The sequence below is a fragment of the Paenibacillus sp. Mc5Re-14 genome (genome assembly GCF_001049835.1).
Classification (GTDB): domain Bacteria; phylum Bacillota; class Bacilli; order Paenibacillales; family Paenibacillaceae; genus Paenibacillus; species Paenibacillus polymyxa_C.
Window position 1 is genome coordinate 26,263 of the sequence record NZ_CVPD01000001.1, and the last position, 24,855, is coordinate 51,117.

Below are 24,855 nucleotides of genomic sequence, written 5' to 3' on the forward strand. Positions count from 1 at the left end.
TGTAGATCGGACGCCCGACCGGCACCGCTTCCGATTGCACGCCAGCAATTGCATGAGTTGTAGAAAAAGTTGTATTTTCCGTTGGGCCATAGCCGTTGATAATCCGTAGGGACGGATGAGCCTCCAGCACCCGGTTAATGTGCGGTACGGATAACACATCACCGCCGACCAGCAGTTCTTGTACCCCCTCGAACAACTCCAGATCCTGCTGGGATAGCTGGTTAAAGAGTGGCGCAGTTAGCCACATTGTCGTAATACCATGGCTGCGGACAGCTTCCTTGAGCTTCGGAGCGTCCAAAATAACATCCTGACTTACCAGTACAAGCTGTCCTCCATTCAGCAACGCACCCCAAATTTCGAAGGTGGACGCGTCAAAGACAACGGCACCAGTTTGCAAAATGCGCGTGTCAGCACCCAGTTGCGCATAGTTTGTATTTTTCACCAAACGCACGACATTGCGATGCTCTACCATAACTCCTTTAGGCTGTCCGGTCGTACCCGAAGTGTACATAAGATAGGCTAGTCGATTGCCAAATGTATGTGCTCCAGTAGTACTGTCTACGACAGACGAAGAAGATTCTTTTAAATTCTCATTTTTCAGATTTAAATAATGGGTAAAATCTGCATGACTAGCTTCGTTTTGTTCCCCATGTATGTTATTCACGTCTTGGTTATTCTCTGCCCCGTACACAGCGGCATCGCTCAGATCCAGCACGATTCCGGTGTAATCCTCCGGCTGCTGTTCCACATGCTGCACCAGCAGCAACTCCGCTCCCGAATCTTCCAACAGGTAGCGCACACGTTCAGCCGGATAATCAGGGTCAATTGGCACATATGCGCCGCCCGCTTTGAGAATCGCAAGCATACCAACGATCATATCTGCGGAACGCTCTGCAACGATACCTACAGTTCGCTCGGCAGTTACACCGTGCCCGCGCAGCGTGTGAGCCAGTCGATTGGCTTTTACATTCAATTCGCCATAAGTTAAATGGGCATTGCCAGACACAACTGCTGTCTGATTCGGTGTACGTGCCGCCTGTTCCTCAAACAGCTCATGAATGCCTGCTTCGTGTGGATATTCCACTGCTGTAGCATTGAATACGTCGACGATTTCCGCCCGTTCTTCCTCACTGATCAGCGACAATTCCTGTATTCGCTTGTGTGGGCCCTGTACCATATGCTCCGCCACACTCAAAAATTGTCGAATAATTCGAGCTATTTCCTGCTCACTAAACAGCTCGGTACGATAATCCAGGTATAATACGAGTCTATCGTCATCCAGCATTTCAACCATGTGAATATCGAAGTCATTCACTGTATCTCCGCAGAAATCGTTATCCACCTGCTGAATCGCTTCATCAAAACGAGAGAAACTCAATGTACGGTACTGAATGGATGCTCCAAACAGACGCTGGATGTCCAGACTGCTTTGCTGTTCACGTAAATCTTGAATAATTTTGTTGTACGGGTAACGCTGATGCCGCAAAATGGACGCCTGCTCCTTCCCTACACCCTGTAAGAAGGCCAGCAGTTCGGATTCCGGTTCGACCAGCAGACGCGTAGCCACGGTGCTGACGAACATGCCGATGGTATCCTTTTCTTTCTTAGACGTACGGTTGGCATAGAGTGTTCCTACGGTTAAGTCCTGCTCACCCGTCACTTTATGCAAATAAATATACAGAGCGGCCAGGAAGAACGTGAAAATACTGATTTTATGTTCCTCGCAAAAAGCCGTAACACCACGATACAATCCATGTTCCAGTATAAAACTCTCCCGGCGTGCAGATGTGCTCAGTGTCAGCGGGTTATATGATTTTAAACCTGTGGTCTCTGGCAAATCAGCAAACTTTTCCGTCCAATACGTCTTGTCCTTTTGATAGCGATCAGATTGCTCATAGCTTTGCTCTACCTGAATAAAATCCAGATAAGGATTGCCTTTGGTTGATGCATCCTGTCCTGTACCGTGCACAATATCCATATAATGTCCAGTGATTTCATTAATGGCCTGATTCATGGACACGCCGTCCGAAATAATATGATGCATTTTAAAATTAAACCAGGTTTCTTCTGCCCCTAACTGCAAAATAACAAATCGGTACAGCTGCGAATCCAACAATGAGAACGGCTGTGGATTATGGCGCTTTAACCATTCATTCGCTTCTTCCGGGGTTACTTGAAGCGTTTCAATACTTTCCGCTGTAAACGGCTCTACATATTGATATGGGATTCCATCCTGAGCAGTGATTTTGATACGGAAAGAATCGTTTTGGGCAATCACCCGGTTCATTGCTTGCCGCAATGCATCTATACGAACAGTTCCTCTGATTTTTACAGTAGCAATAATGGTTGAAGTGTTCCGATGAGGATACAAAAGCTCCGTGTACCAAATACGTTGCTGTGGCTGGCTTAAGGAAAACAATTGAACATCTTGCTGTGTCATCCGTCTCTCTCCTCGCAAAATAGATATTTGGTAAAAAGAAAATTCGCATATTTATGCGGTTTGTTCCTCGGGATGCTTTCGGAACTGAAGCTCGTACAGCTCCGCATAATGACCTCCCTCAGCAAGGAGCTGGTCATGAGTTCCCTGTTCTTTGAGCTCGCCATCGGCAAGGACACAGATCGTATCCGCCCGTTCAATCGTAGACAATCGATGGGCAATAACTAATGTGGTGCGATCCTTCATCAGCTCATCTAAGCCCTGCTGAACTTCGTATTCCGACTCTGCATCCAGGGCTGAGGTCGCTTCATCCAGCAGCAAAATCGGTGCATTTTTGAGCAGAGCACGGGCAATCGCAATCCGCTGTCTTTGTCCGCCGGACAAATTGGCTCCGCGTTCACCGACAATCGTGTCATAACCCTCCGGAAGCTCAGCTATGAAGCCGCTGGCATAGGCTGTTTTGGCCGCAACCTTTACTTCCTCATCGGTGGCATCCGGTGAGCCAAAACGGATATTATCCGCTACTGTACCATGGAACAGTGTAGCCTCCTGTGGCACATAGCCCATCAATTCCCTAACCTCATCCAACCGAAATTCTTCTGCCAAGCGGCCGCGAACTCGCAGCACTCCTTCATCCGGTGGGTAAAATCCCAGTAACAGCTTCATCACTGTGCTTTTGCCACCCCCACTCGGACCGACAATCGCGGTTACCTGCCCTTCTGGCACGACCAAGTTCAATCCTCGCAGCGTTGGACGGTCTGGCTGATAGCCAAAGGTAATGTTATGCAGTTCCAGCGCAGCCGCAGTCTGTTCAATGGCGAGGTCTGAACCCACAGTCTCGACACCGCCATAAGATTCCTTAGGTTCACGGGCGGATGAAGCTGATACCTCCAGATCGAAAAGCACGGTTACTGATCCCTTCTGCTTCGCCGCAGGGAACTGTTCCTCTTCCTTCGACTCATTCAAGATTTCGCGGATACGCGCCAAGCCTGCCAAAGAGTTTTGTAACAGGGATACAGCCGCCCCCAGTTCCAAAAACACCGTTGAAATACCCGTTTGCAGCTGCACAATCTGTCCCAAAACTCCAAGTTCCATTTGCTTCTGCGAAACCAGGATCAATCCGGCAACAAGCACACCGCCCAATGTAATAAATTCAATGACAAAATTGCACATATCCTGCAAGCCCATATGACGTCCCTGTCGGATACTAATGCGATTTATGTCTTCGCTTGCATCGTTGCAAAGTCCGCCTACCTTTGCCCTGAGCCCAAACAACTTCACCGTCTGTAATCCGGAAAGCAAATCACTCAATCGTTCTGTAAATCTGCTCATCCGTCCCTGTAATTCTTCGCTCGTGTGTCGCATTTTCTTCGCGAAATGAGCATTTATCCAGGCTGAAGCCAAACCAAGTAAAACCGCCATAGCCCCAAATCGCCAATCCAGCACCATCAGAATGACTAATGAGCCTAAGAAAAGCGAAGTTTCCAGTATAATCGAGCGAATATGAACGGTATAAGCCTGCTCCAGCGCTTGCACATCGTTCGTCATGCGGGATACAAGATTACCCGAATGATGTTTTTCGGCTTTTTCATACGATAGCTTGACAACATGGCCGAATAGCTTCATTCGTACATCGGCAATCGCAAGCTTGACACAGCGTTTATACATATAGCTGCACACAGGGGAAATAAGACTTAATGCCAAAAATGTCCCGCTGACCAGATAGACCGCTCGATATAGCTCCTGTACATCGCCATTAACCGCAAAATTCAGCAGATTATGCACCACAAAAGAAAGCAAAATTGTGATGCTGGCATTGGTTAGACTGTTGCCAACCAACCCCGTAAAATACCATTTTCGATGCGGCTTCATCAGGGACATCAATTGCTTAAATTCATAAAACCCCTGCTTGAAGGTCACGACGCTCACTCCTTTCCTCAGGCAGTGAATACCCGTCTTCCTCCGTTTGCTGTCCTTCAAAATTTTGCAAATACAGCTTTCGGTACACACCATCACGGCCTAGTAATTCCTCATGTGTACCTGATTCCACAATACTCCCCTGATCAAGTACGATAATGCGGTTCGCCTGGCGTACAGTTGACAGTCGATGAGCTATGACCAGTACCGTCCGGTCTTGCATGGCTGCATTCATTGCAATCTGTACCTGAGCCTCCGACTGGCTATCAAGTGCTGAAGTCGGCTCGTCCAGTAAAAGCAGCGGAGCATTTTTCAGCAATGCTCTTGCTATAGAAATACGCTGCTTTTGTCCGCCGGACAATCCGCCTCCCCGCTCGCTCAACAGAGTTTCATATCCCTCTGGTAGCTGAACAATAAAGTCATGCGCATGTGCCGCTTTCGCCGCCTCGACAATTTCTTTCCGAGTCGCCTCCAGACGGCCATATCCGATATTTTCTGCAATGGTGGCCGGAAAAAGCGACGGTTCCTGAGATACCATCGAGATATGGCTACGTAGGCTTGATAGGTTCCAATCTGTCAAATTCTTGCCAAATAATTGAACGGCTCCAGCATGTTCTCCAGGTTCATTAAATCCGCATAGCAGCTTGAAAATTGTGCTTTTACCGCCACCGCTGGCCCCAACAATCGCTACCGTTTCACCTTGTCCTACCTGAAAGCTAATATCCTTCAGCACCGAGTTCCCTTCGTTGTAGCCAAAGGTCAAATGCTCAAAGCTGACTACAGTAATGTCGTCCTTGCTTTCTGCATCGTCTTCCTTGAGATTTTGGCTTATTGTAGTGATTTTCCCGTCTTGCCGTTCATCCGGCCAATCCAGCACCTCAAACAAATGCTTCGCAGCTCCCTCTGCTTCCTTCATTTGTGAAATGATTGTCGGCAGCATGGCGACAGGCTGCAAGATGAACGAAATCAGATATAAAAAAAGGACAATGCCTCCAGCATTCAGCTCACCTTGTTGAATCAGATATCCCCCGCACACTATGACCAAAATAATTGGTGTCGCCAGCATCATCACACCTACTGGGGTGATGAACGCATAGCGTTTTTCCAGCCGCAGCCCACGCCGGATGACCTCCTCCGTAATCACCAAATACTTCTTCAACAGCACAGCCTGCATATTGAATGCCTTGACGATAGGAAGTCCTCCAATTGCATCCTGCCCCACCGCATTCAAATGAGCAATTTTCTCCTGAAGCTCCTTGGAGTATTTTTCAATTGGCTTGCTCATCAGTGAGGTGATAATCATTCCTACAGGCATAAGCGCAAGACTTGCCAAAACCAGTTTCCAGCTTGTCAGTAAAAGCAACGTTAATGATGCTGTAAACACAAGTGGCAAATAAAACAGATTAGCAAATTGCTGGATAAAAAAGTTCTGCAACAGCGCCGTATTGTTTGTTAGACGGGATACCAGATCTCCGGTGAACTTCCTCTCCACGCTAGAAACAGGTAAATCATAAAACTTATGTACGAGATCGCCTCTCAAGTCACGCAGTGCACTAACACTAAATCGTGCTGAAGCGTACCTCATCACAAACTTACAAGGCATTCCAATGACCGTCATACCAACAACTAGATAGATCATGTTCTGGGTGGAGGAGAATGTGCCCTGTGCCATTTGCTCTATGGCCTTACCCAAAATAATGTCAATAGCTGCCAAACACAAAGAAGAAATTACGGTTATAAAAACCCAAAGGTTATACGGTTTTATATAACGTGTAAGTCTCCGAAAAGCAGAATTTGCTTGAAACAAGGGCATCCCTCTTTTTCATTGCCCACACTTTATGCAGTGCGAACTATTTAGATTGGCGATGGACGTCGTTGAAGTAAACTCTGTGTCTGAAATGAATGAGTGCCTGTACAGTAAAGTTGGATTTTAATCTATGTTGGGAAATGCATCATGGTGGGTTGTTTTATCGGTTATTGCTGAGATGGTGATAGCGAAGTGCATCGTGATGTGTGGGACAGTCAACTCTGCCTAAATCGTGGTTGTAGAGTACTTGTGTTGCAAGCTGTATGAGCTGCCGCAGTGTGGGCCATCGGCGAGGATGCGGAAAGAATGTCCTCGACTGCACTCATAACCTCTTGCTCTTGTTCATGGATGAAAAAGTGATTGCCTTCGAACATCCGGACATCCATAGGTGACATCGTATGCTGCTGCCAGGCACGGAGTGAGTCTGTGCTAACCTCAAAATCCTTCGTTCCCCCTAGAACCGTCATCGGGCATGCCAGTGGATTTCCCGGCTGATAAATATAAGTTTCACATACCTTAAAATCTGCACGCAGACGAGGCATAATAATTTGCATCAATTCTGCATTTTGCAGCACCTCTTCGGGGGTGCCCTGCATCAACCGGAGCTCTTCGGTGAAAGAATCATCTGCTAAATCATGGAGTCGTTTTTTGGAGTATGGAATATGAGGGGCGGATTTGCCGGATACGATGATATGCACAGGTAGTTTTCCTGTTTTGCTGTACAACTGCCGTGCTGTTTCAAATGCAATCAGTGCCCCCATGCTATGTCCAAAAAAGGCAAACGGCTTATGCATGTATGGAGCCATAGCGGGAACCAGCGATTGAACGATGTCTTGAAGGGTTTCCATTGGAGCTTCAATGGAGCGGGCCTCACGTCCTGGGAGTTGTATTGGCAACACAGTAATATCAGGTGCGAGCCTGGACTTCCAAGAGTTAAATATGTAAGCACCGCCGCCGGCGTAGGGGAAGCAAAATAATTGGAGTTTCGCAGTCGGTTGGACCTCTGTTTTCGCGAACCAAGATTGTGATCGAGTCGTCATATGAATTCCTCCATCCTCTATTAAGTCATAATTTTACATTAAATCCTTATATATCTTTTTTTCTTCCAACACTTTCTAGCTTTTTTAAATATACAAACTTTAAAACGGCTTGACATGGGACAAAAGTGCTAAATTACTAGACTTCATAAAAATAAACCAAAATCCATATTATGCTATTTGTTTCCAAACTACAAAAGCAACAATTTTACTTTTTCGCTCATTATCTGCCCATCACGATCTGCAAATTTGGCTTAAAACATAATTTCACATTTTCACGAACATTGTAAAACTAAAATCATTATGATTTACAATTACGCCTAAAGCCCTTATCCTATAACAATTTTATCTTTACATGCCTTTAACATAAATGTAACAAATTCAACCTGATATCATCCGACAAATTCCGACTTTTTCCGCACCTCCCTTCAACCTCCTATATAATGGAACTAATTTAAAACAACCACACACAAACCCAAATTAATAACTCTTTAAATTTTTAATAAACAGGGTTTTTATATAGTTCCAAAGAACTATATAATGCATAATTTTTTTTGACTCTTCGTCTAAAAAAATTAGTTCGAATTGATTTTTTCTCTTCCAAAGCTATGTTTTTTCTTTTCAAGCCCTAATAGAAACGTTTCAATTTCACTTCAAAAGTGCCTGCTTTTTAGAAATTTATATCCTTGCTTTTACTCTTTTATCCCCAAAAAACAGTAACAGCAAGTCTCCCTTTAGTCAGAGACTTGCTGTTTTATAAGTTTATTATGATTGAATTCACCAGTGAAGGAAGTCTTGACTTCAAATTTCAAGAGGATGCCGCGGCTGCAAGCGTACCGGAAGAATCAGCTGTATGATGAATACTTCGCACGAAACGAATCGTTTTTGTATCTGAATGCATTACAACTGAATGGGTTTCAGCTCTGTGACCAGGCAGAGAACGAACCCCCTGCAACCACTCACCAGGCGTAACGCCTGTAGCGACAAACATCACGCCTTGGCGTCCGACCATGTCCTCCATCGACAGCAACGCCCCTGGATCAGTAATACCCATGCGTTTGCAACGTGCAATCTCTTCTTCTCCATGAGGAAGCAGACGGCCTTGTATTTCTCCGCCCATGCATTTCAGCGCGGCCGCGGCCAATACACCCTCAGGAGCGCCGCCAGAGCCGATATGCAAATCTACACCGCTATCCAGGCAGGTTTCAATTGCGCCCATCACATCCCCATGACCAAGCAGCTTGATCCGAACGCCGCTTTCCCGCAGAAGCTGGATAATCCCGGCATGCCGTGAACGATCCAGAATCGACACCGTAAGATCGGACAAGGATTTCCCCAGTATGCGCGCTGCTTTTGACAATGTAGTCGGAATCGTGTCTTCTAGTGACAGCTTTCCAGCCAATGCCGGACCAACAGCTAATTTTTGCATGTACATATCCGGAGCGTGTAGTAGACTACCACGAGGTGCAGCAGCAATGACCGACAGTGCGTTATTCAAACCGTTCGCCACCGTTTCCGTCCCTTCGAGAGGATCAACAGCAATATCCATGGCCGGCCCTCTGCGATTGCCTACTCTCTCCCCGATATACAGCATGGGAGCCTCATCCATTTCGCCTTCACCAATCACGACCGTGCCGTCCATGGATACCGCATTAAAATGAGTACGAATGGCTACTGTTGCCGCCTCGTCCGCGCTATTCTTATCTCCACGCCCTGTCCATTGTGCCGATTGCAGTGCCGCTGCCTCTGTTACCCGAACGAATTCCAATGCCATTTGACTCTCCATACCTATCCCTCCACCTCTCCTAAAAATAATTGTTACCCACAGGCAAATAATATTTCACGGCAGCTTTGCTGCCTTTTATATTTACACTCCTGTATCCCGTGATTCATATTTTCTTTATAAACGCTGCTTCTAAGTTGCTTCGCTTTATAGCATTCTGACAATCAAGCCTGCTGTCTCTTCAATTGCTTTATCTGTAACATCAATGATCGGACAATTCAGTTCTTTAAACAAAGACTGCGCATACGCGATCTCCTCTTCCACCCTCGTCGCTGTAGCATACTGCACATTATTAGGAAGCCCCATTACCTTCAGTCGTTCACTGCGTATTTTCAACAGTAGCTCCGGCTGGATCGTCAATCCGAACACTCGGCCACGCTGAACATCCTTCAACTGAACAGGTGGTGTCAGCTCCGGTACAACCGGTATGTTGACTGTTTTATAACCTTTATGTGCGAGAAACATGGATAAAGGAGTTTTGGAAATACGAGACACCCCAAGCAATACTATATCTGCTTTGAGAATAGCGCTCACATCTTTGCCATCATCGTATTGAACTGCAAAATCCAGCGCCTCTACACGCCGAAAATAGTTGTCGTCCAGTCGGTGCAATAGACCAGGCTTCTCCTTGGGATCGTTATGAAACGTATCGGCAAACGCCTGCATCATCGGTCCCATAATATCGACAGCCCGCACATTCAGCCGAACAGCCTCCTCTTTCATCGCCTCTCTCAATTCCGGCTGTACCAGCGTATAAGCTACAAAGCCTTTACGCTCGGCAACTTCCTCCATTACCCGACTCAGCTCGTCTTCATCCCTCACATTCATAAATCTTTTGATCTCTGTGTCTGGTAACTCAAATTGGCGCATGGTCGCCTGTACGACAGCTTCTGCCGTTTCACCAATCGAGTCTGAACAGATCGCTATAAAATGACTGCTCGCCTGAACCATTCGATTCCTCCCATTAATCCTCTGCTACCATATCGAGCAACATTTTAATAATATTTGTCTTTGTAATACGTCCCACGACTTTCCAGTGTTCTCCTGGTTTGTCAGAATCCGAAGGGACCACGACAGGCAGACTGTCGATTTGACGGGCAATAATTTTGCGTGCTGCCTCTAGTACGGTATCCTCTGGGGAAACAGTGACCACATTCGCCTGTCGGGTCATCACAAGACTGACAGGAATGGTTGCTGCATTGGGATTGCCTAACGTGACCTTGAGTAAATCCTTGCGGGAAGCCACCCCTGCCAAATTTCCGTCTTCATCGGTGACGATCAAATTGCTCACATTTTCCAAAAACAGAGCTACGACAGCTTCCTGAATTGTGGTTGTTTCACGTACGATGACTGGAACCCCGTGAAGATCACCGACCTTCATTTGCAAAAGCCGGAATTTTTCCTCCCGGTTCGGCGTACCCCGCTTTCCAACAAAATAACCGACCTTGGGCTTAGCATCTATGTAATTCAAAATGCCCAATTTGGATAGGTCGGTCCGAATGGTCGCCTTACTGAGATTAAGCATTTCCGCAATCTGGTCACCCGTAATCGGGGCATGCTTTTGTACGATGTTTAAAATTTCTACTTGTCTTGCCGTAAGGTCGATGATGAACGCCCCTCCTTTTTTGCTTGCGATCTGATATGGAATATAATACGTCATATATGATAATAAATCAACCTAAAAAAACATATAAAACATCACATATATAAAATCAAAGTGGTTATTCATGTTTTTTTATCATTTAAAACACTTATTCCATACAAAAAACGGGCGCTTTATCCCCCCTCTTTCGAGTAAGGCAAAGCACCCGCTTTCCTATTCGTATCTTAAAGCATCAATCGGACGCAGCTTCGAGGCTTTGCGCGCCGGATATACTCCGAACAGCACTCCGACTCCCATGCAGCACAGAAAAGAGTACAGTACTGGCTCTATCGAATACACAATCGGCATTTGGACGAATTTCTCAAGCAGCTTTGCACCCCCAAGACCCACCATAACGCCGACCAGTCCACCCATTAGACTGAGAAAAACAGCCTCAGCCACAAACTGCAGCATAATATCACTGCGTTGCGCACCAATCGCTTTGCGAATTCCGATCTCCCTCGTACGCTCCGTGACAGACACCAGCATAATATTCATAATGCCAACACCACCAACGCCGAGCGCAATTGCAGCTACACCGATCAGTAGCATATTCATAACCCGGTCAACCCCGGAAACTGTTTTTAGGATTTCCGTCTGGGTCATAATTTGAAAATCATCGCCCTCTGATGGCTTTAGCTCATGTCTGACACGCAGCACCTGCCGAATTTGAGCACTTGCCTGATCAATCTTGTCCTCCGTTGTTGCAGAGGCATTCACCTGCTGAATGCTCATATTACCTAGTCGTTCCATCCCCGTTGTGATTGGCACATATACCTGCTGTCCGCTGTTACTCATATTGGAATTGGAATTAGCCAGCACACCAACCACCTTAAAGGGCAGTTGTTTGATCATAATGATCTCACCTACCGCTTTGGAAGCATCCGGGCCAAAAATATTACGGGCCGCATCACTCCCCAATACAGCCACATTCAATCGTTTATCCACTTCATAGTGGGTAAACGATCTGCCCTGAGCGAGCGACAACTTTCTCACATGAACAAATCCCAGCGAGGTCCCCTCGATTTGCCCGCTGACCTTATTGCGACTCCATGTAATATCTGCATTGGTCATCGCACTTGGCGCCACCTCGGCTACTGCTTTTTGCTGCTCTAGTGCCTCAATATCCTCCAAAGATATTCCTTTCGTCTGGTTGAACGACATGGAACTTGACCCATCATATGGAGCATAAGGATAGATCATCAGCAGATTATTTCCCATACTATTGATCTGCGATGTAATTGTAGCGGTTGATCCTTTACCGATGGCTACAATCGCAATCACAGCGGCTACTCCGATAATAATACCCACCATGGTCAGCAAGGATCGCAGCATATTGGTTCGCAAACTATTGAGCGACACACGAATAATTTCCTGAAACTTCATGCCTTCACTTCCTCTGCCGCCATTCTTCGTTCCTCAACAGGCTGATCCTTTTCAATCCGCCCATCTCGAAAATGAATCAGACGCTTGGCGTATTCCGCAACCTCTTGATCATGAGTAACCAGTACAACCGTTTTCCCCTGATCGTTCAGACGCTGAAAAATCCCCATGATTTCCACACTTGTTTTGGAGTCCAAAGCTCCTGTCGGTTCATCCGCTAAGAGAATAACCGGATTGTTCACAAGTGCCCGCGCAATGGATACCCGTTGCTGCTGACCGCCTGACAATTCATTTGGCCTGTTGTTCATCCGATCGCCTAGACCTACGCTTGTGAGGGCATCCATAGCCCGCAAACGACGCTCCTTGGCAGAAACCCCCGCATAGATCATAGGCAGTTCCACGTTTTCCAGAGCTGTGGATCGTGGAAGTAAATGGAATTTCTGAAATACAAATCCGATTTTCTGATTACGTATAATAGCCAGTTCATCCTCGCGAGCATCTAAGATCGAATATCCATCCAAATAAAATTGTCCTGATGTAGGTAAATCCAGACAGCCGATGACATTCATCATTGTGGACTTGCCTGATCCAGACGGTCCCATAATCGCAACAAAATCACCGTCAGCAATATCAAGTTGAACCTCACGCAGAGCATGAATTTCCTGATCTCCGACATGGTACACTTTTTTCAAACCCTCAATCTGAATAACATATCTCATGCCCGTTTAAAAGCCTCCCTGCATGCCGCCCATTGCGGAAGGATCTGGCGGAGGTTCAGGGGCAGGCACAATAATCGTGTCTCCCTCCTTAACACCGGACTTAAGCTCTACTCGGTCTGGCGTGTAAAATCCGAGTTCTACGGGCTTGAATGTGCGTGCCCCCGGATTCGCAGCGTTATTAGCGGAAACATACACGCCATCCTGTCCTCCTTCGGATCTCAGGGCAGTCGCAGGAACGAACAGTACATTTTTGTGGACTCCCAAAATAACGGCCACATTCATAATCATGCCTGTTTTAAGCTTACCTTTCGGGTCATGAACAGACAGCTCCATCAGATACGTCGTCATCCCTTCATCCGTAGAGGCTTCCGGTGAGACAAATTGCACCTTGCCTGGAAACGATTCACCCGGATATGCATTGGTCGTCAACACAGCCGAAAGCCCCTTTTTGACCTTGACAATGTCGTTCTGACTTACCTTCACAACTACCTTAAGATCGTTAGAATCCGAGTTATTCATGACAATAAATGGAGCCGTTGGACTGGTTCCCACATCCCCGTTTACCTTCAAGATCACTCCGTCCCACGGTGCCGTGACCTGAAGCTTGTTCAGTTCATTTTTTTTCTGCTCTAGCTCAGTCGCGAGTCTTCGCACCTCTATCCGTGAGGACTGAATACTCGATGCATCAGCCGGAACCTGAGTCTTGCGAAGCTCAGCCAATGCGGCACGGTAGCCGATTTCAGCCTCTGAAATGGTACGACGTTTTTGCGATATAATCTTGCGGAACTGTAAATCTAGATTATCATAGTCCGTTTGTGCTTTATCCAATGCTTGCTCTGCCTGCTCCAATTCACTGTTGGATACAGCCCCGGCATCATGTAAAAACTTTTGGTCTTCATATGCCTTCCGTGCTTGCTCCAACTGCTTTTGGGAAGCTTTCTTCTGACTTTCGGCCTCTTCCAGCTCAAATGATTCTTGCGCTGTATCGACAGCCATTTTGGCCCGAAGTACATTTGTTTTCTGAATTTCAATATCTTCCGCCTTCGGACCCTTCTCCAATTCAGCCAACTTGGCTTTGGATATCTCTAAAGAATCAGACGCACTCTGAATTTGCATTTTAATTTCTGAACTGTCCAGAAGCGCCAGCACTTGCCCTTTTTTGACCTTGTCTCCGGCTTTTACGTTCACCGCAGCCAGCTTGTTATCGCCTGCACTTGTGAAGTTCAGCTTCACTTCCTTGGATGCTTGTACGGTGCCGGTTGTGTCGAGCTTCTCGCTCACATCGCCGCGCTCTACTTTAAACGTCTCGTCCTGAACTATAGGTGCTGCCTGCTCTTTCGGCATATTCAGATATACTGCTGCTCCGCTTCCGCCTACAACCAGTAAAACAATCGCAGTCCAGATCCACTTTTTTCTCCGTTTTCTCCGTAGCTTGATTAAAGCATCATTTAAAACCGTTTCTGCCAACGCCTTTTCCTCCCTATGTGCTCCATGGCTTGTTCAACGTATACTCATTTTGATCCAACTCGATCGCCAGCTCTTCCATTTGCCGTTCAATCTGGTTCACTTTTAACTGGTTGTTTTTCAATTCCATCTCAATAATCAGACCTCTGGCCCACTTTTTGTGTGATAACTCCAAGGCCTCTTTTGCCGTACGCAAGCTTTCTTCCAGTTGTACGTATTTCTTTTGGTTTTCCTTAACCGTGGCATACAAATTGCGAAGTGATTCGGCAAAATCCTTTTGACCTTTGGCAAGCTCCTCTTTGGCTGTATCGACATCCATTTTAGCTAGATCGTAAGCACCTGCGCCGTTGTTAAAATCAAAATATCTCACATTAAGTTCCGAAGATTTGATGCTGTCCTCCAGCTTCCATAAATTCGGATTCATGTCTGTCAGCTGTTGTATATGTAATTCGATATCCAGCTTCTTCGGTTCCTTGTACACGGGTCGATCCACCATTTCATAGGCTGTTCCGTTAGGCTGTCCCATGAGGAAATTCAGAGCATCTCTGGATTTTTGCAACGCAATTTTTCCCTGCTCGACCGCTTGCTGCGCCTGGGCTCTGGCTTGTGTACTCTCGTTTTTCGCATATTCAGACAGCTTGCCGCGCGCAAATTTGGCAAGTGCAATCTTTTCCTCCGCTTGGGCGATTTCAAGCGCCTCCAGATCATTTTTCACCTGATTCTCTGCTACAAACACACTTTGGTAGCTTTTCATTACATTAAAATAAATCTGGTCTTTGGCATATTGCGCCTGCTTTTTGCTAGCTAGATAGGATAGTGTCGAAGAACTGTAATTCCTCCAGGACGTTTCATTATCAACATACTCATTGTCTATATAATCGATAGGTGAATTGCCCAGCTCCTTTTCTGCATTTTTCAGTTCAAGTCTGCGACGCTCTACATCCCGCTCTGCGGTACGCGTATTGTAGCTGTTCGTCTGTGCCCATTCCACTGCCTGCTTGAGCGTTAATGGAGGTAGAGCCTGTCCCGTTACGGATGATGTCTTCGCCGTAGCCGCAGCAGATGAATTAACTGACACATTTGCTGAAATGCTTCCTGATGAACTGTCAGCCTGTGCAGTGGTAACCAAGCCTGTAGAAAAGGACAATACAAGCAGCACGGCAGCCGCTTTTTGCTTCATAAGTGAATCTCTCCCCTTTCGGTGCATCTTTCGAATCTTTTCCATTCTTTTCGACATAAATTTCCACGAATTCCTCGCATTCTAATTGTACTTTCAGGTTTATGTTGGTACAAGGTGTCAAAACAATACATTTTTGTAACCTTTACTGTCAGATTACTCGTTGTAAACTACTTTACGTCCCACCAGACATAGATTTAAGCTGTTTTTACCTGAACTTTACCTAAATTTCAGCTAATTTTAAGGAAACCAACAGCATCTATTAAGGTTTGGAACATATAATAGAGAAAGAATAACAGCCGCTCACTAGGAGGGTTAATAGATGATAAAAGAATCTCGCATGACAACTACTAACGAACCGTCTGATTTGTGGATGACTCGCTTTTTACGCGAATCAGAACAAAAAAAGAAACAACTCATTCGGGAAGCCCGAAAAAATAATGATATACCGCTGATGAACAGTATTTCTTTTCACCTTGCCCAGCGTGACCAGCAGCATCTGATTGGATAAGCTTACTGGGAAATCTAGTGCTTATATATGAACGCCATTCTTCATTAATCTACATGATACGCCAGTTTAAAAAGAGACGGGACAAATCAAAACTATGATTTGTCCCGTCTCTTTTTGGCGAGGATTTAGACTAGTGTTCCTCGCCTATTCTTCCGTCTCCGTCTGCGGATGATAAAGATATTGATCCAGCGGGATACGTCCGTTTGCATTAAACTGTATGCCCTCCTCTTCCAAGTACAGGCGCTGCAGGGAGGCGGACTCATCCTCCTGCAAAGCAATCTCTCCCAAGCGGTTGACTACTCTATGCCATGGAAGTCGATGTTTTTGGCTCAGTGTATGCAAAATTCGCACCACCTGTCTAGCACCTCTTGGGCTTCCGGCCTCTGCCGCAATTTGACCGTAAGTCATTACTTTTCCCTCAGGGATCAGCAATATAATCTGAAGCACACGGGCAGTGAAAGGCTGCATGTTCTAATTCCTCCGAATTACTATTGCTTTTTTCCATTATTATAGCACCCTGAACATAAGCCAAAAACCCCTGTTCCTACAAATGTAAGAAACAGAGGTAAAACCAGCATTGAAATTTAGAATCCACTCAGACCCTGTCTTTTTAAATCGTGTGCTACTAATCGCGCCAGTTGCCTTGCTCCTGCAAAGTTTGGATGTAGTGTATCACCGTTCATATACAAAGCCAGCGTAGCTTCTTTGCCAATAGAAGTGAAATAAGCTGAACTGAGCACATTCAGATCGACTAAAGGCGTTTGTTCCTCTTGAGCCAGCGCCAAAATAGCGCTTCTATACCATCTGTTTTCTGCGTTGTGTACATTGTTAGCATTAAAGTCAGTGGCTCGTCCTTGCGGTGTTGACAGAATTACCGTCGCCCCCTTAGCCTTCACCTGCCGGATCATATCTCGCATCCAATCCTTAAACTCCGCTTCGCTTTCGTTATGCTTTGGATTGGTGTCATTAATGCCTAATTGGAGAATAAAATAATCCCCTGGCTTGATATATTGAACGATAGCCTCCAACTGACCGTCCTGATGGAAGCCTCTAGCAATTTGGCCCCCTGACGCCATATTGCGAATTTGAAAAGTATTCGTGTTTACAAACTCTGGCAGCAGTTGACCCCATCCTGCCTGCACGCTGCTATCTAGCGGATAATAGTTACATACCGTAGAATCCCCGCCGATATAAATCGTGCGATTCGTAGCTGGATTGCTAGACAACTGCTTGATTTCCAGTGCACTAAGTGTGAAGACCGCGCCCTCTTTGCCTTCAGTAATCAGTAGATTTAACTGTCCGTCTGTCACTGGAATTTGAAAGCGATCCTTGGCCCCATTCCCCGTCATATTTATGACCTGATACACCCCTTCGGCCGCAACACTCGAACGGGAAGTATTACCTAAAGTAACCGACACCTCATATAAACCTGGAGGAAGATCGACGTCAAAAGTATTCTTGCTTTTCGTACCTGTAGTCAGGAATTGTACCGCATCACTTGCCACCCCAGTCCCCGATGCACTGACATTACGCATATTCTCAGGGGTACGAAAGCCATAGCCACGTGCTGAGTCATAGGACAGCGAAGCGCTCACTCCGGTATAACCCGTTTCGACCATACCTCCGCCAAAATCAAACTTGTACTCGCCATTGGATGCATGTGCCGGAGTAGCTATACCCACCCCTGGCGCACCACATAAAAAAGCTGCTAAAAGCATACCAGTCAATCCTTTTTTCCACTTCATTCTTCATTCCTCCTCCAGATTTTTAATTGTAAGAAGCAAAGAATATTTAATGTAAGCGCATACATAAAATTCTACCAATGGTTGCACGGTTGTACCTATGTAATTCTTATGCAAATAAAAAGTTAACGTAGCCGAATAAACAACAGGATCCGTTATCTGCGTACCTCTTACAATAGTAATTGTAGCCCAACTAAATCAAGTGGAATTTGAAGAGATATAGTTCCCTTTAAGCAGAACCCGTAAACACACAACTTCTGATGAATAGGCAAATGTACAGCCCTTTCTCTGGTTCTGTGAATACACTAAACCAACACTGGGAAAGGAGGGACGTAATGTCTAATAAGTTTAGAGCCACGTTGAGGGGGGCTAATGAAGTGCCTCCTGTCAGAACAAATGCGACAGGAACTGCGGAATTTCGTTACCGTCCAGCGAGCCAGCAATTAAGCTTTGAACTGACGGTCCGCAATATTTCACGAGTAACGGAAGCGCACATTCATCTGGGACGAAGAGGTGAAAACGGACCTGTTGTCGCTACCCTGTTTGGCCCTTCGAAGTTTGGGATTACCGTAAGAAGAGGCGTCGTTACCGGCGTGCTGCGTGCATTTGATCTTACTGGTCCGCTCAGAGGCAGAACCATTAATGATTTGGTATGCCAAATCAGAGAGGGCAACGCCTACGTCAATGTCCACACGATCCGTCATCCGAACGGTGCCATTCGTGGACAAATCAGACGCGCACCTATCAAACGTTGCAAATAACGAATGGACATGAGTACTAAAAGAACTTCCATGCTGCTCATTTTGAGCCTATGGAAGTTCTTTTTCTTAATTCTTAACAAAAGTTAAGAAGTTCATAAGCGATTCTTAAGCCACTCCCTTTCAGATTGTTAAGAACTTTATCTTTTAATAGAAAGAGTTCAACAAGATACAGTTCACTACTGAAAGGAAATGAAGCTTATGAAGCCTACGACCAAAGAAAGAATTCCCGAATTACAGTTGGTCAGAGCCATGGCGATTTTAGCCGTCTTAATGGTACATGCCACTTCTTATGCAACGGTTCAACTTACACATTCCAGCCTTTATGTTGTATATAATGCGCTCAATGTGTTGATGAAGTATGGTACCCCTGTATTTATCGCGCTTAGCAGCATGGTGCTGTTCTACAACTATAAGGATCGTCCAATGGGACGACAGCTTTTGAGCCGCTTTTATAAGCAGAGATTGCTGTATATTCTCGTACCTTATGTCATGTTCTCTCTCTTTTATTTCATCCTGTCCCTTATGGCTGGCAGTAACGAACCATGGAGTATAACTACACTGGCGGAAAGTTTTGCTCTAAAGCTGGTCACAGGCAAAGCCTACACCCATTTATATTATATTTTTATCATGATGCAATTCTATCTTGCATTTCCATGCGTACTGTGGCTGTTCCAGCGTTATCGGCAATTTCCGCAATGGTCTATTGTCATTGGGCTGCTGGTACAGTGGGCATTTATAATTAGCAATAAATTTCTCTTTCAGGTTCAAAATAAAGGCAGCTGGGCGCTGTCCTATGTTGCCTGTTACATGCTGGGCGCTGCTCTCGGTTACTATTATCCCCAGCTCCGAACTTGGTTTCTGATGCGTAAAGGGGAACGAAGCTTTGTCAGCATGCTGACTTGGATTGCAATTTGGGCTTTATGGCTGATTTCAGCCATCATTCATGTCTATATGTGGTATGAAAATAGAATGTACGGAACCTCATACAATTCGCTGGTTTTTGAACTTATGTATAATATGTACAGCCTGTCTAGTACGCTGGTATTGTTACAGATTTCCTTTCTCATGTATAGGAGACAACATTCCATTGTCATTCGCAAGCTGGAACGTCTGGGTACCCTGTCCTTTGGGGTGTATCTCATCCATCCGTTTTTCCTGCTCCTGTATCGGCAGTTTTCACCACACATCGGTTCGCCGCAGCTTATTCATGTGTGGTACGCTGGAGGTTTTTTCTGTGCACTTCTTTGCTCTTGGCTCGTCGTGTCGTTCATCGCCCGCTTCCTGCCATGTGCGTGGATTTTGTTCGGTCAGCTGCCGGATATAGGAAAAAGGAACTTCAAGCAAGAAGAGCGTATGTCTTCGCCCGAAACGTTACTATTCAAAGGCTGATGATACCCGACAAACGATCTGAGAAGGGTGTCCATAGCCTCCACCGCCAAAAAGGTATATAATACGCCCATATTGTATACTGCTGGAAAGAACAGAAAGGGTGCGCGGCCATGCATAACGGAACCATTTTATTAGTAGACGATGAACCTGAAATAATTAAGCTCATGCAAATATATTTAGAAAATGAAGGATACCGCTTGCTCATGGCACGGGACGGACTGGAAGCGCTGGAGCAGGTTAATCGGGAACAGATAGATGTGATGGTGCTGGATGTGATGATGCCCAACATGGACGGGATTGAAGCCTGTATGAAAATCAGGGAAACCGAACATTTTCCGATCATTATGTTGTCTGCGAAGGGACAAGATATGGACAAAATTACAGGGCTTAGCGTTGGGGCCGATGATTATGTCACCAAGCCGTTCAGCCCGCTGGAGCTAGTGGCACGCATCAAATCCCAGCTACGTAGAGTACGGAAGTATACCCAGTCCTCTCCTGTATTGGAGCATGAAATGGTACTGGATGAACTCTCCATTAACACTGTTACGCATGAAGTCACTCTCGCTGGAGAATCCGTAAAGCTGACTCCGCGTGAATTCGCCATTGTTGAGCTTTTGGCTCGGCACCGGGGGCAAGTGCTGAGCATGGAGCAGATTTATGAGAAGGTCTGGAAGGAGCAATATCTGGAATCTAACAACACGCTAATGGTTCATGTGCGTAAAATTCGCGAGAAAATTGAGACTGATCCGAGAAAGCCCAAATACCTGAAAACAGTGTGGGGCATCGGCTATAAAATGGAAAAATTCGATTAATGGAGGACTTGCGTCTTGAAGGCAAAACGATATGATACGCTGGGATGGAAGCTGGCAGCTCTTAGCCTTGCTGCCTTCACTTTAACTGGACTGATTTTAATGGTGTTTTATTATGGAGCGTCTTTGCTGTTATGGCTGAATCCCTCCCGTTCATTTTTCGGCACCCGGCTGATCCGCTGGACCGTAAATCATATTGGTTCCTCACTGATCATGCTGGTGTGCGGGCTGCCTTTATATATTTATTTCTTTTTCCTTTTTACCAAAAATACGATTGGCTATCTACGCGAGATTACGAAAGGGATGCAGAAGTTCGCGGACGGAAATCTATCCTATTCGATTCCGGTATCTTCAGCGGATGAGCTGGCAAGCTTGGCGAAAAATATGAATACCATGGCAGACAAGCTCCGTCTCTCACTAGAAGAAGAACGGGCTTCCGCCAAAGCCAAAAACGACCTGATCACTGGCGTATCCCACGATCTTCGCACCCCGCTAACCTCTGTGATTGGCTTTTTGGAGTATATTGAAACCGACCGCTATCGGGACGAAATTGAGCTGCGCTACTATGTAAACATTGCTTATGAAAAATCGCTGACGCTGAAAAAGCTGATCGACGAATTGTTTGAGTACACGCGTGTGAGCGGTGGTAGCCTGCCTCTGGAGCTGGAGCCTGTAGACCTCGGCAAATTGCTCACTCAACTTGCTGAGGAATTTGTACCCTCACTGGAACAGGCGGACATGTCTTATCGTGTCCGAATCGTTGAGCCTGTGCGGATTTTGGCCGATACGGACGAGCTGGTACGCCTGTATGAAAATTTATTTTCCAACGCGATTCGATACGGAAAGGATGGCAAGCGTCTCGATATCACCATAGGACGCGAAAGCGATGAAGCGATAGTGATCTGCACCAACTACGGCACCCCGATTCCACCGGAAGATGTCCCGCATCTGTTTGAACGGTTTTACAGAGTGGACAAATCACGCTCCAAGGAAACCGGAGGCACCGGGCTGGGTCTTGCCATTACCAAAAGCATTACTGAGCTGCACAATGGCCGCATTTCGGTTAGGAGCAATCGCAGACAAACGGATTTTGAAACCCGTTTTCCGCTCTATCGCGCCCGTTAGACGGGCAGTGTAACGCTAACCAATCAACAACGTATAAACGATACCCGGTCCGTGTACGCCGATCGTCAAGTCATTTTCAATATCGGACGAGCGGCTCGGTCCAGTAATAAAATGAATGCCTGCGGGCAATTGCTCGCGCCCTGCTTCGTCAAATCGGCTTAAAATCTCGCCCAGTCGTGTTCGCAGACGCTCCACGGGCAGGAGAATGATCAGCACGGTCGGCAGCAGACTGACCGAGCGCCCCTTCTCCGGCGAGGATAGCACTGCTACCGAGCCGGTATAGGCGGCGGCCTCATCGGCTATGACAATGCCGATATCGGCCTCCGCGGCGCGTACCTTCCAGTCTTCGGCTGGATCGGTGTTCCACACCGAAAGTCGGACTTCCGGCAGCGCTGCTTCCAACTGGAGCGCCTCCAGGTCCGGCTCATTCTGCCGGACGATATAGGCCGCTCCCAGCTCTCGCGCTTTGTTCGCGATCCAGTCTGCCGACTCCTTCAGATCCGGCAGACGCACGACATGTCCGCCAACACTTGTAAAGTTGGCGGTGAACTCCTCGATGCGCTGCTCCGCACTCCATTCGAATTCGTGCCAAAACGCTGGTGCGCCGCGAAACGGCTGCATCGGTGGCTCCGTCTGCCGCGGACGCTTGAGCCGCGCCGCAATGCCCTCCATAAAGCGTGCCTGCTTGACACGGGATTCTGATTGCATTTGATGAAGCCACGCCTCATGCTCCGCTTTTGCTTGCGCAGAAGGATTACGCTGTTCATTCATGCTGCATCCCTCCTTTTCTTCTATCCGCCAAGATCGTCTCCATTCGGCTGAGAATGTCCGGATGCATGACCTTGCGTTCCTGCTCCAGCTCACGCGCCAGTGTGTTCCAGTGCTGACGGAAGGATTTTTTTGCCAGACTAGGGGCCACACGGTACGTATTCCAGCCTTTTAAGGGGCCAAGCTTAAGAGTAATTTCTCCCTTACGAACGACCGCTTTCTGTGCGATCTGTCCGAGTCGAATCGCCGCAGCGAATCGCTTTGAGCTGGAAACTACTGACGCAAAACCTTTCATCGCTGCCGTCTCTAGATTATCCCCTTTTCCCGCCTCCACCTTGCGTCTACGCAAATAAACCAGCATATCATGCAGTGGTATTTTGACCGGACAGGCTTCATAACACGCCCCACACAAGCTGGACGCACTCGCTATATCGTTCCACTCTTCGATGTTGCCGTGAAGGGCAGGCGTAAGCACTGCACCAATAGGACCACTGTATGTCCCGCCATACGCGTGTCCCCCAATGTGTCGGTACACCGGACAAGCGTTCAGACAAGCACCGCAGCGAATACAATTTAACAGCTCCTGAAACTCGGGATTGCCTAGCTGAAGCGAACGCCCGTTATCTACGATGATAATGTGCATTTCCTCCGGTCCATCGGCATCCTGGCTGCGCCGGGGTCCTGAAATCCCCGACATATACATAGTCAGCTTTTGTCCGGTAGCGGAGCGTGGCAGCAATGTAGCCATCACCTCCAAATCTGTCCAGGATGGAATAATTCGCTCCATACCCATCAGTGTGATTTGCGTTTTGGGCAGAGTGGAAACCATACGAGCGTTGCCTTCATTTTCGAACAGGACCATGGAACCCGTCTCAGCAATGGCAAAATTGCAGCCTGTCATGCCAATATCCGCATCCAGAAACTTTTCACGCAGCTTTTTGCGGACAAAGCCCGCCAAAATCGTCGTATCTGCGGACAACTCCTCCCCCGCTTCTTTGGACAGCAGTTCGGCAATCTGATAACGGTTTTTGTGAATCGCAGGGATTACGATATGAGACGGCGCCTCTCCTGCCAGTTGAATAATGTACTCACCGAGATCACTTTCAATCGTCTCGATATCCGCACCCTCCAGCGCCTGATTCAAATGCAACTCCTCCGACACCATCGACTTGGATTTGACGACAGAACGTGCTTGATTATGCGCGGCAATGTCCAGTGTAATGCGTACAGCATCCACAGCTGTGCCGGCAAAATGGATATGCACCCCGTTGGCACGGGCATTTTCTACAAACAGATTTAAGTAATAGTCCAGATGGGCAATGGTATGAAGCCGAATTTGGCGCCCCCGCTCACGCCATTCCTCCCAATTTCCATGCTGCTCAGAAGCTACCCGCTTGCCGTTGCGCAGCCGCTCGGTAGTGAAACGAACTGCATTCCGTAGAAAATCGTCATTTAGAGCCAGCTCTGCACGTTCTTTGACCTTTTGCTTCATAGAATGTGTATGTACAGCGGTCATGCGTGCTTCACCCCTTCATACAGCAGCTCTGCCAGATGCATTACCCGAACTGGATCTTCCCGATATCTGAGATTTCCGGCGATGTTCATCAAACAGGCCATGTCCAGTCCAACCAGCACCTCAGCTTCCGTCTCCCTGATATGGTCCACTTTTTCAGTCACCATCGCTCCCGAAATATCGGGCATTTTTACCGCAAAAGTACCACCAAACCCACAGCAGTCCTCAGCAAAAGGAAGCGGCACTAATTGCAAACCCTTTACGCTGCCAAGCAGCTTCATCGGTTCCTCTTTTACGCCGAGCAAACGTGTTCCATGACAAGACGGATGGTAGGTTACCGTATGAGGAAAAGACGCGCCCACATCGGTCACGCCAAGTACCTGTACCATAAATTGTGTAAACTCATACGTCTTTTGCTCCAGTCTCCGTGCCGAATCCAGCCACTCAGGCTCATCCTTAAACAACTTCGGGTAATGATGAATCATATATGTGCAGGAACCGGAAGGAGCTACGACAAAATCACTGTCATTAAACGCTTTCAAAATCGTTTTTGCCGCAGCCCTTGTTTCATCCCAATAGCCGCTGTTATAGGACGGCTGCCCGCAGCATGTCTGCACCTTGGGAAATTCCAGCTCGACACCATATCTGGCAAGCAAGCGGGCCATCGCTTCCCCTACCTTGGGATAAATCGCATCACTCAGGCAGGTAATAAATAAAGATACCTTCATACGACACACCCCTTCCGTCCGTTTTCCAAAGGAAAACTTTCATCATAAGCATAGCTTGCAGCGGGATTCTTACCTGAATAAAGGTTTTACATTATCCAAGATAATCCCGCTGCAACAGCGATCGTAAGATCAAATGAACCGCA

The 24,855-nt window shown here is 46.9% G+C and carries 21 protein-coding genes (1 of these 21 only partly in view); 5 read left to right on the plus strand and 16 right to left on the minus strand.

The window, feature by feature from the left end; all coding sequences use genetic code 11:
• The 11 genes from BN1546_RS00010 to BN1546_RS00060 form a co-directional block, all read right to left on the minus strand.
• On the minus strand, nucleotides 1-2,440 hold the beginning of the coding sequence (locus BN1546_RS00010) for a non-ribosomal peptide synthetase (protein WP_255305233.1). It extends 20,087 nt beyond the left edge of the window; 2,440 of the gene's 22,527 nt are visible here — the first part of the coding sequence; the start codon lies at nucleotides 2,438-2,440; the stop codon falls past the left edge of the window.
• A 51-nt stretch (nucleotides 2,441-2,491) separates the two neighbouring features.
• Nucleotides 2,492-4,357: an ABC transporter ATP-binding protein gene (locus tag BN1546_RS00015; RefSeq protein ID WP_090735168.1), complete on the minus strand. Its 1,866-nt coding sequence runs from the start codon at nucleotides 4,355-4,357 to the stop codon at nucleotides 2,492-2,494.
• Nucleotides 4,332-6,161, minus strand: a complete 1,830-nt coding sequence (locus BN1546_RS00020; RefSeq protein WP_090735171.1) for an ABC transporter ATP-binding protein — start codon at nucleotides 6,159-6,161, stop codon at nucleotides 4,332-4,334. The genes BN1546_RS00015 and BN1546_RS00020 overlap by 26 nt, the downstream gene beginning before the upstream one ends.
• Before the next feature lie 215 nt (nucleotides 6,162-6,376).
• Complete coding sequence (locus BN1546_RS00025; RefSeq protein ID WP_058831520.1) at nucleotides 6,377-7,201, minus strand: thioesterase II family protein; 825 nt, start codon at nucleotides 7,199-7,201, stop codon at nucleotides 6,377-6,379.
• A gap of 805 nt (nucleotides 7,202-8,006) precedes the next feature.
• On the minus strand, nucleotides 8,007-8,984 hold the full coding sequence (gene glpX / locus BN1546_RS00030) for a class II fructose-bisphosphatase (RefSeq protein ID WP_014599716.1): 978 nt from the start codon (nucleotides 8,982-8,984) through the stop codon (nucleotides 8,007-8,009).
• Nucleotides 8,985-9,128: 144 nt separating this feature from the next.
• Nucleotides 9,129-9,932: a pyruvate, water dikinase regulatory protein gene (locus BN1546_RS00035; RefSeq protein WP_064962314.1), complete on the minus strand. Its 804-nt coding sequence runs from the start codon at nucleotides 9,930-9,932 to the stop codon at nucleotides 9,129-9,131.
• Nucleotides 9,933-9,945: 13 nt separating this feature from the next.
• Nucleotides 9,946-10,641, minus strand: coding sequence for a helix-turn-helix transcriptional regulator (locus tag BN1546_RS00040; protein WP_013370994.1), 696 nt, complete (start codon nucleotides 10,639-10,641; stop codon nucleotides 9,946-9,948).
• A gap of 156 nt (nucleotides 10,642-10,797) precedes the next feature.
• Nucleotides 10,798-12,009, minus strand: coding sequence for an ABC transporter permease (locus BN1546_RS00045; RefSeq protein ID WP_058831517.1), 1,212 nt, complete (start codon nucleotides 12,007-12,009; stop codon nucleotides 10,798-10,800).
• Nucleotides 12,006-12,725 (minus strand): ABC transporter ATP-binding protein, encoded by a 720-nt coding sequence (locus tag BN1546_RS00050; RefSeq protein ID WP_013370992.1) that lies wholly within the window; start codon nucleotides 12,723-12,725, stop codon nucleotides 12,006-12,008. The genes BN1546_RS00045 and BN1546_RS00050 overlap by 4 nt, the downstream gene beginning before the upstream one ends.
• 6 nt (nucleotides 12,726-12,731) lie before the next feature.
• Nucleotides 12,732-14,192, minus strand: a complete 1,461-nt coding sequence (locus BN1546_RS00055) for an efflux RND transporter periplasmic adaptor subunit (RefSeq protein WP_058831516.1) — start codon at nucleotides 14,190-14,192, stop codon at nucleotides 12,732-12,734.
• 13 nt (nucleotides 14,193-14,205) lie between these two features.
• Complete coding sequence (locus BN1546_RS00060) at nucleotides 14,206-15,369, minus strand: TolC family protein (protein WP_090735174.1); 1,164 nt, start codon at nucleotides 15,367-15,369, stop codon at nucleotides 14,206-14,208.
• Nucleotides 15,370-15,688: 319 nt separating this feature from the next.
• Between BN1546_RS00060 and BN1546_RS00065 the strand changes: the two genes are divergently transcribed.
• Nucleotides 15,689-15,877, plus strand: a complete 189-nt coding sequence (locus tag BN1546_RS00065) for a hypothetical protein (RefSeq protein ID WP_013370989.1) — start codon at nucleotides 15,689-15,691, stop codon at nucleotides 15,875-15,877.
• A gap of 144 nt (nucleotides 15,878-16,021) precedes the next feature.
• Here BN1546_RS00065 and BN1546_RS00070 read toward each other — a convergent pair whose 3' ends face one another.
• Both BN1546_RS00070 and BN1546_RS00075 read right to left on the minus strand, forming a co-directional pair.
• Nucleotides 16,022-16,345, minus strand: a complete 324-nt coding sequence (locus BN1546_RS00070) for an MGMT family protein (RefSeq protein WP_013370988.1) — start codon at nucleotides 16,343-16,345, stop codon at nucleotides 16,022-16,024.
• 116 nt (nucleotides 16,346-16,461) lie between these two features.
• The gene (locus BN1546_RS00075; protein ID WP_090735177.1) at nucleotides 16,462-17,622 is read right to left on the minus strand and encodes a rhamnogalacturonan acetylesterase; all 1,161 of its coding nucleotides are present in this window, start codon (nucleotides 17,620-17,622) and stop codon (nucleotides 16,462-16,464) included.
• 332 nt (nucleotides 17,623-17,954) lie between these two features.
• Here BN1546_RS00075 and BN1546_RS00080 point away from each other — a divergent pair, with 332 nt between their 5' ends.
• From BN1546_RS00080 to BN1546_RS00095, 4 genes are all read left to right on the plus strand, one after another.
• A complete protein-coding gene (locus BN1546_RS00080) occupies nucleotides 17,955-18,380 on the plus strand; it encodes a CHRD domain-containing protein (RefSeq protein WP_058831512.1) in 426 nt (141 codons plus the stop codon).
• 198 nt (nucleotides 18,381-18,578) lie between these two features.
• Nucleotides 18,579-19,769: an acyltransferase gene (locus tag BN1546_RS00085; protein ID WP_090735179.1), complete on the plus strand. Its 1,191-nt coding sequence runs from the start codon at nucleotides 18,579-18,581 to the stop codon at nucleotides 19,767-19,769.
• A gap of 110 nt (nucleotides 19,770-19,879) precedes the next feature.
• Entirely contained in the window at nucleotides 19,880-20,581 is a 702-nt protein-coding gene (locus BN1546_RS00090) for a response regulator transcription factor (RefSeq protein ID WP_090735182.1), read from the plus strand.
• Nucleotides 20,582-20,596: 15 nt separating this feature from the next.
• Entirely contained in the window at nucleotides 20,597-21,703 is a 1,107-nt protein-coding gene (locus BN1546_RS00095) for a sensor histidine kinase (protein ID WP_090735185.1), read from the plus strand.
• A gap of 15 nt (nucleotides 21,704-21,718) precedes the next feature.
• On the opposite strand, the gene BN1546_RS00100 is transcribed toward BN1546_RS00095, so the two are convergent.
• The 3 genes from BN1546_RS00100 to BN1546_RS00110 are packed head-to-tail and all read right to left on the minus strand — an operon-like array spanning nucleotide 21,719 to nucleotide 24,712.
• The gene (locus tag BN1546_RS00100; RefSeq protein ID WP_058831508.1) at nucleotides 21,719-22,474 is read right to left on the minus strand and encodes a LutC/YkgG family protein; all 756 of its coding nucleotides are present in this window, start codon (nucleotides 22,472-22,474) and stop codon (nucleotides 21,719-21,721) included.
• Nucleotides 22,467-23,987, minus strand: coding sequence for a LutB/LldF family L-lactate oxidation iron-sulfur protein (locus BN1546_RS00105; protein ID WP_090735188.1), 1,521 nt, complete (start codon nucleotides 23,985-23,987; stop codon nucleotides 22,467-22,469). The genes BN1546_RS00100 and BN1546_RS00105 overlap by 8 nt, the downstream gene beginning before the upstream one ends.
• The gene (locus tag BN1546_RS00110) at nucleotides 23,984-24,712 is read right to left on the minus strand and encodes a (Fe-S)-binding protein (protein ID WP_058831506.1); all 729 of its coding nucleotides are present in this window, start codon (nucleotides 24,710-24,712) and stop codon (nucleotides 23,984-23,986) included. The genes BN1546_RS00105 and BN1546_RS00110 overlap by 4 nt, the downstream gene beginning before the upstream one ends.
• Nucleotides 24,713-24,855 lie beyond the last annotated feature (143 nt).

Bases quoted from the DNA above. Each gene is read 5' to 3' on its own strand.
- BN1546_RS00025 (WP_058831520.1), bottom strand. From the start codon at position 7,201: ATGACGACTCGATCACAATCTTGGTTCGCGAAAACAGAGGTCCAACCG.
- glpX (WP_014599716.1), bottom strand. From the start codon at position 8,984: ATGGAGAGTCAAATGGCATTGGAATTCGTTCGGGTAACAGAGGCAGCG.
- BN1546_RS00035 (WP_064962314.1), bottom strand. From the start codon at position 9,932: ATGGTTCAGGCGAGCAGTCATTTTATAGCGATCTGTTCAGACTCGATT.
- BN1546_RS00040 (WP_013370994.1), bottom strand. From the start codon at position 10,641: ATGACGTATTATATTCCATATCAGATCGCAAGCAAAAAAGGAGGGGCG.
- BN1546_RS00045 (WP_058831517.1), bottom strand. From the start codon at position 12,009: ATGAAGTTTCAGGAAATTATTCGTGTGTCGCTCAATAGTTTGCGAACC.
- BN1546_RS00050 (WP_013370992.1), bottom strand. From the start codon at position 12,725: ATGAGATATGTTATTCAGATTGAGGGTTTGAAAAAAGTGTACCATGTC.
- BN1546_RS00060 (WP_090735174.1), bottom strand. From the start codon at position 15,369: ATGAAGCAAAAAGCGGCTGCCGTGCTGCTTGTATTGTCCTTTTCTACA.
- BN1546_RS00065 (WP_013370989.1), top strand. From the start codon at position 15,689: ATGATAAAAGAATCTCGCATGACAACTACTAACGAACCGTCTGATTTG.
- BN1546_RS00070 (WP_013370988.1), bottom strand. From the start codon at position 16,345: ATGCAGCCTTTCACTGCCCGTGTGCTTCAGATTATATTGCTGATCCCT.
- BN1546_RS00075 (WP_090735177.1), bottom strand. From the start codon at position 17,622: ATGAAGTGGAAAAAAGGATTGACTGGTATGCTTTTAGCAGCTTTTTTA.
- BN1546_RS00080 (WP_058831512.1), top strand. From the start codon at position 17,955: ATGTCTAATAAGTTTAGAGCCACGTTGAGGGGGGCTAATGAAGTGCCT.
- BN1546_RS00085 (WP_090735179.1), top strand. From the start codon at position 18,579: ATGAAGCCTACGACCAAAGAAAGAATTCCCGAATTACAGTTGGTCAGA.
- BN1546_RS00090 (WP_090735182.1), top strand. From the start codon at position 19,880: ATGCATAACGGAACCATTTTATTAGTAGACGATGAACCTGAAATAATT.
- BN1546_RS00100 (WP_058831508.1), bottom strand. From the start codon at position 22,474: ATGAATGAACAGCGTAATCCTTCTGCGCAAGCAAAAGCGGAGCATGAG.
- BN1546_RS00105 (WP_090735188.1), bottom strand. From the start codon at position 23,987: ATGACCGCTGTACATACACATTCTATGAAGCAAAAGGTCAAAGAACGT.
- BN1546_RS00110 (WP_058831506.1), bottom strand. From the start codon at position 24,712: ATGAAGGTATCTTTATTTATTACCTGCCTGAGTGATGCGATTTATCCC.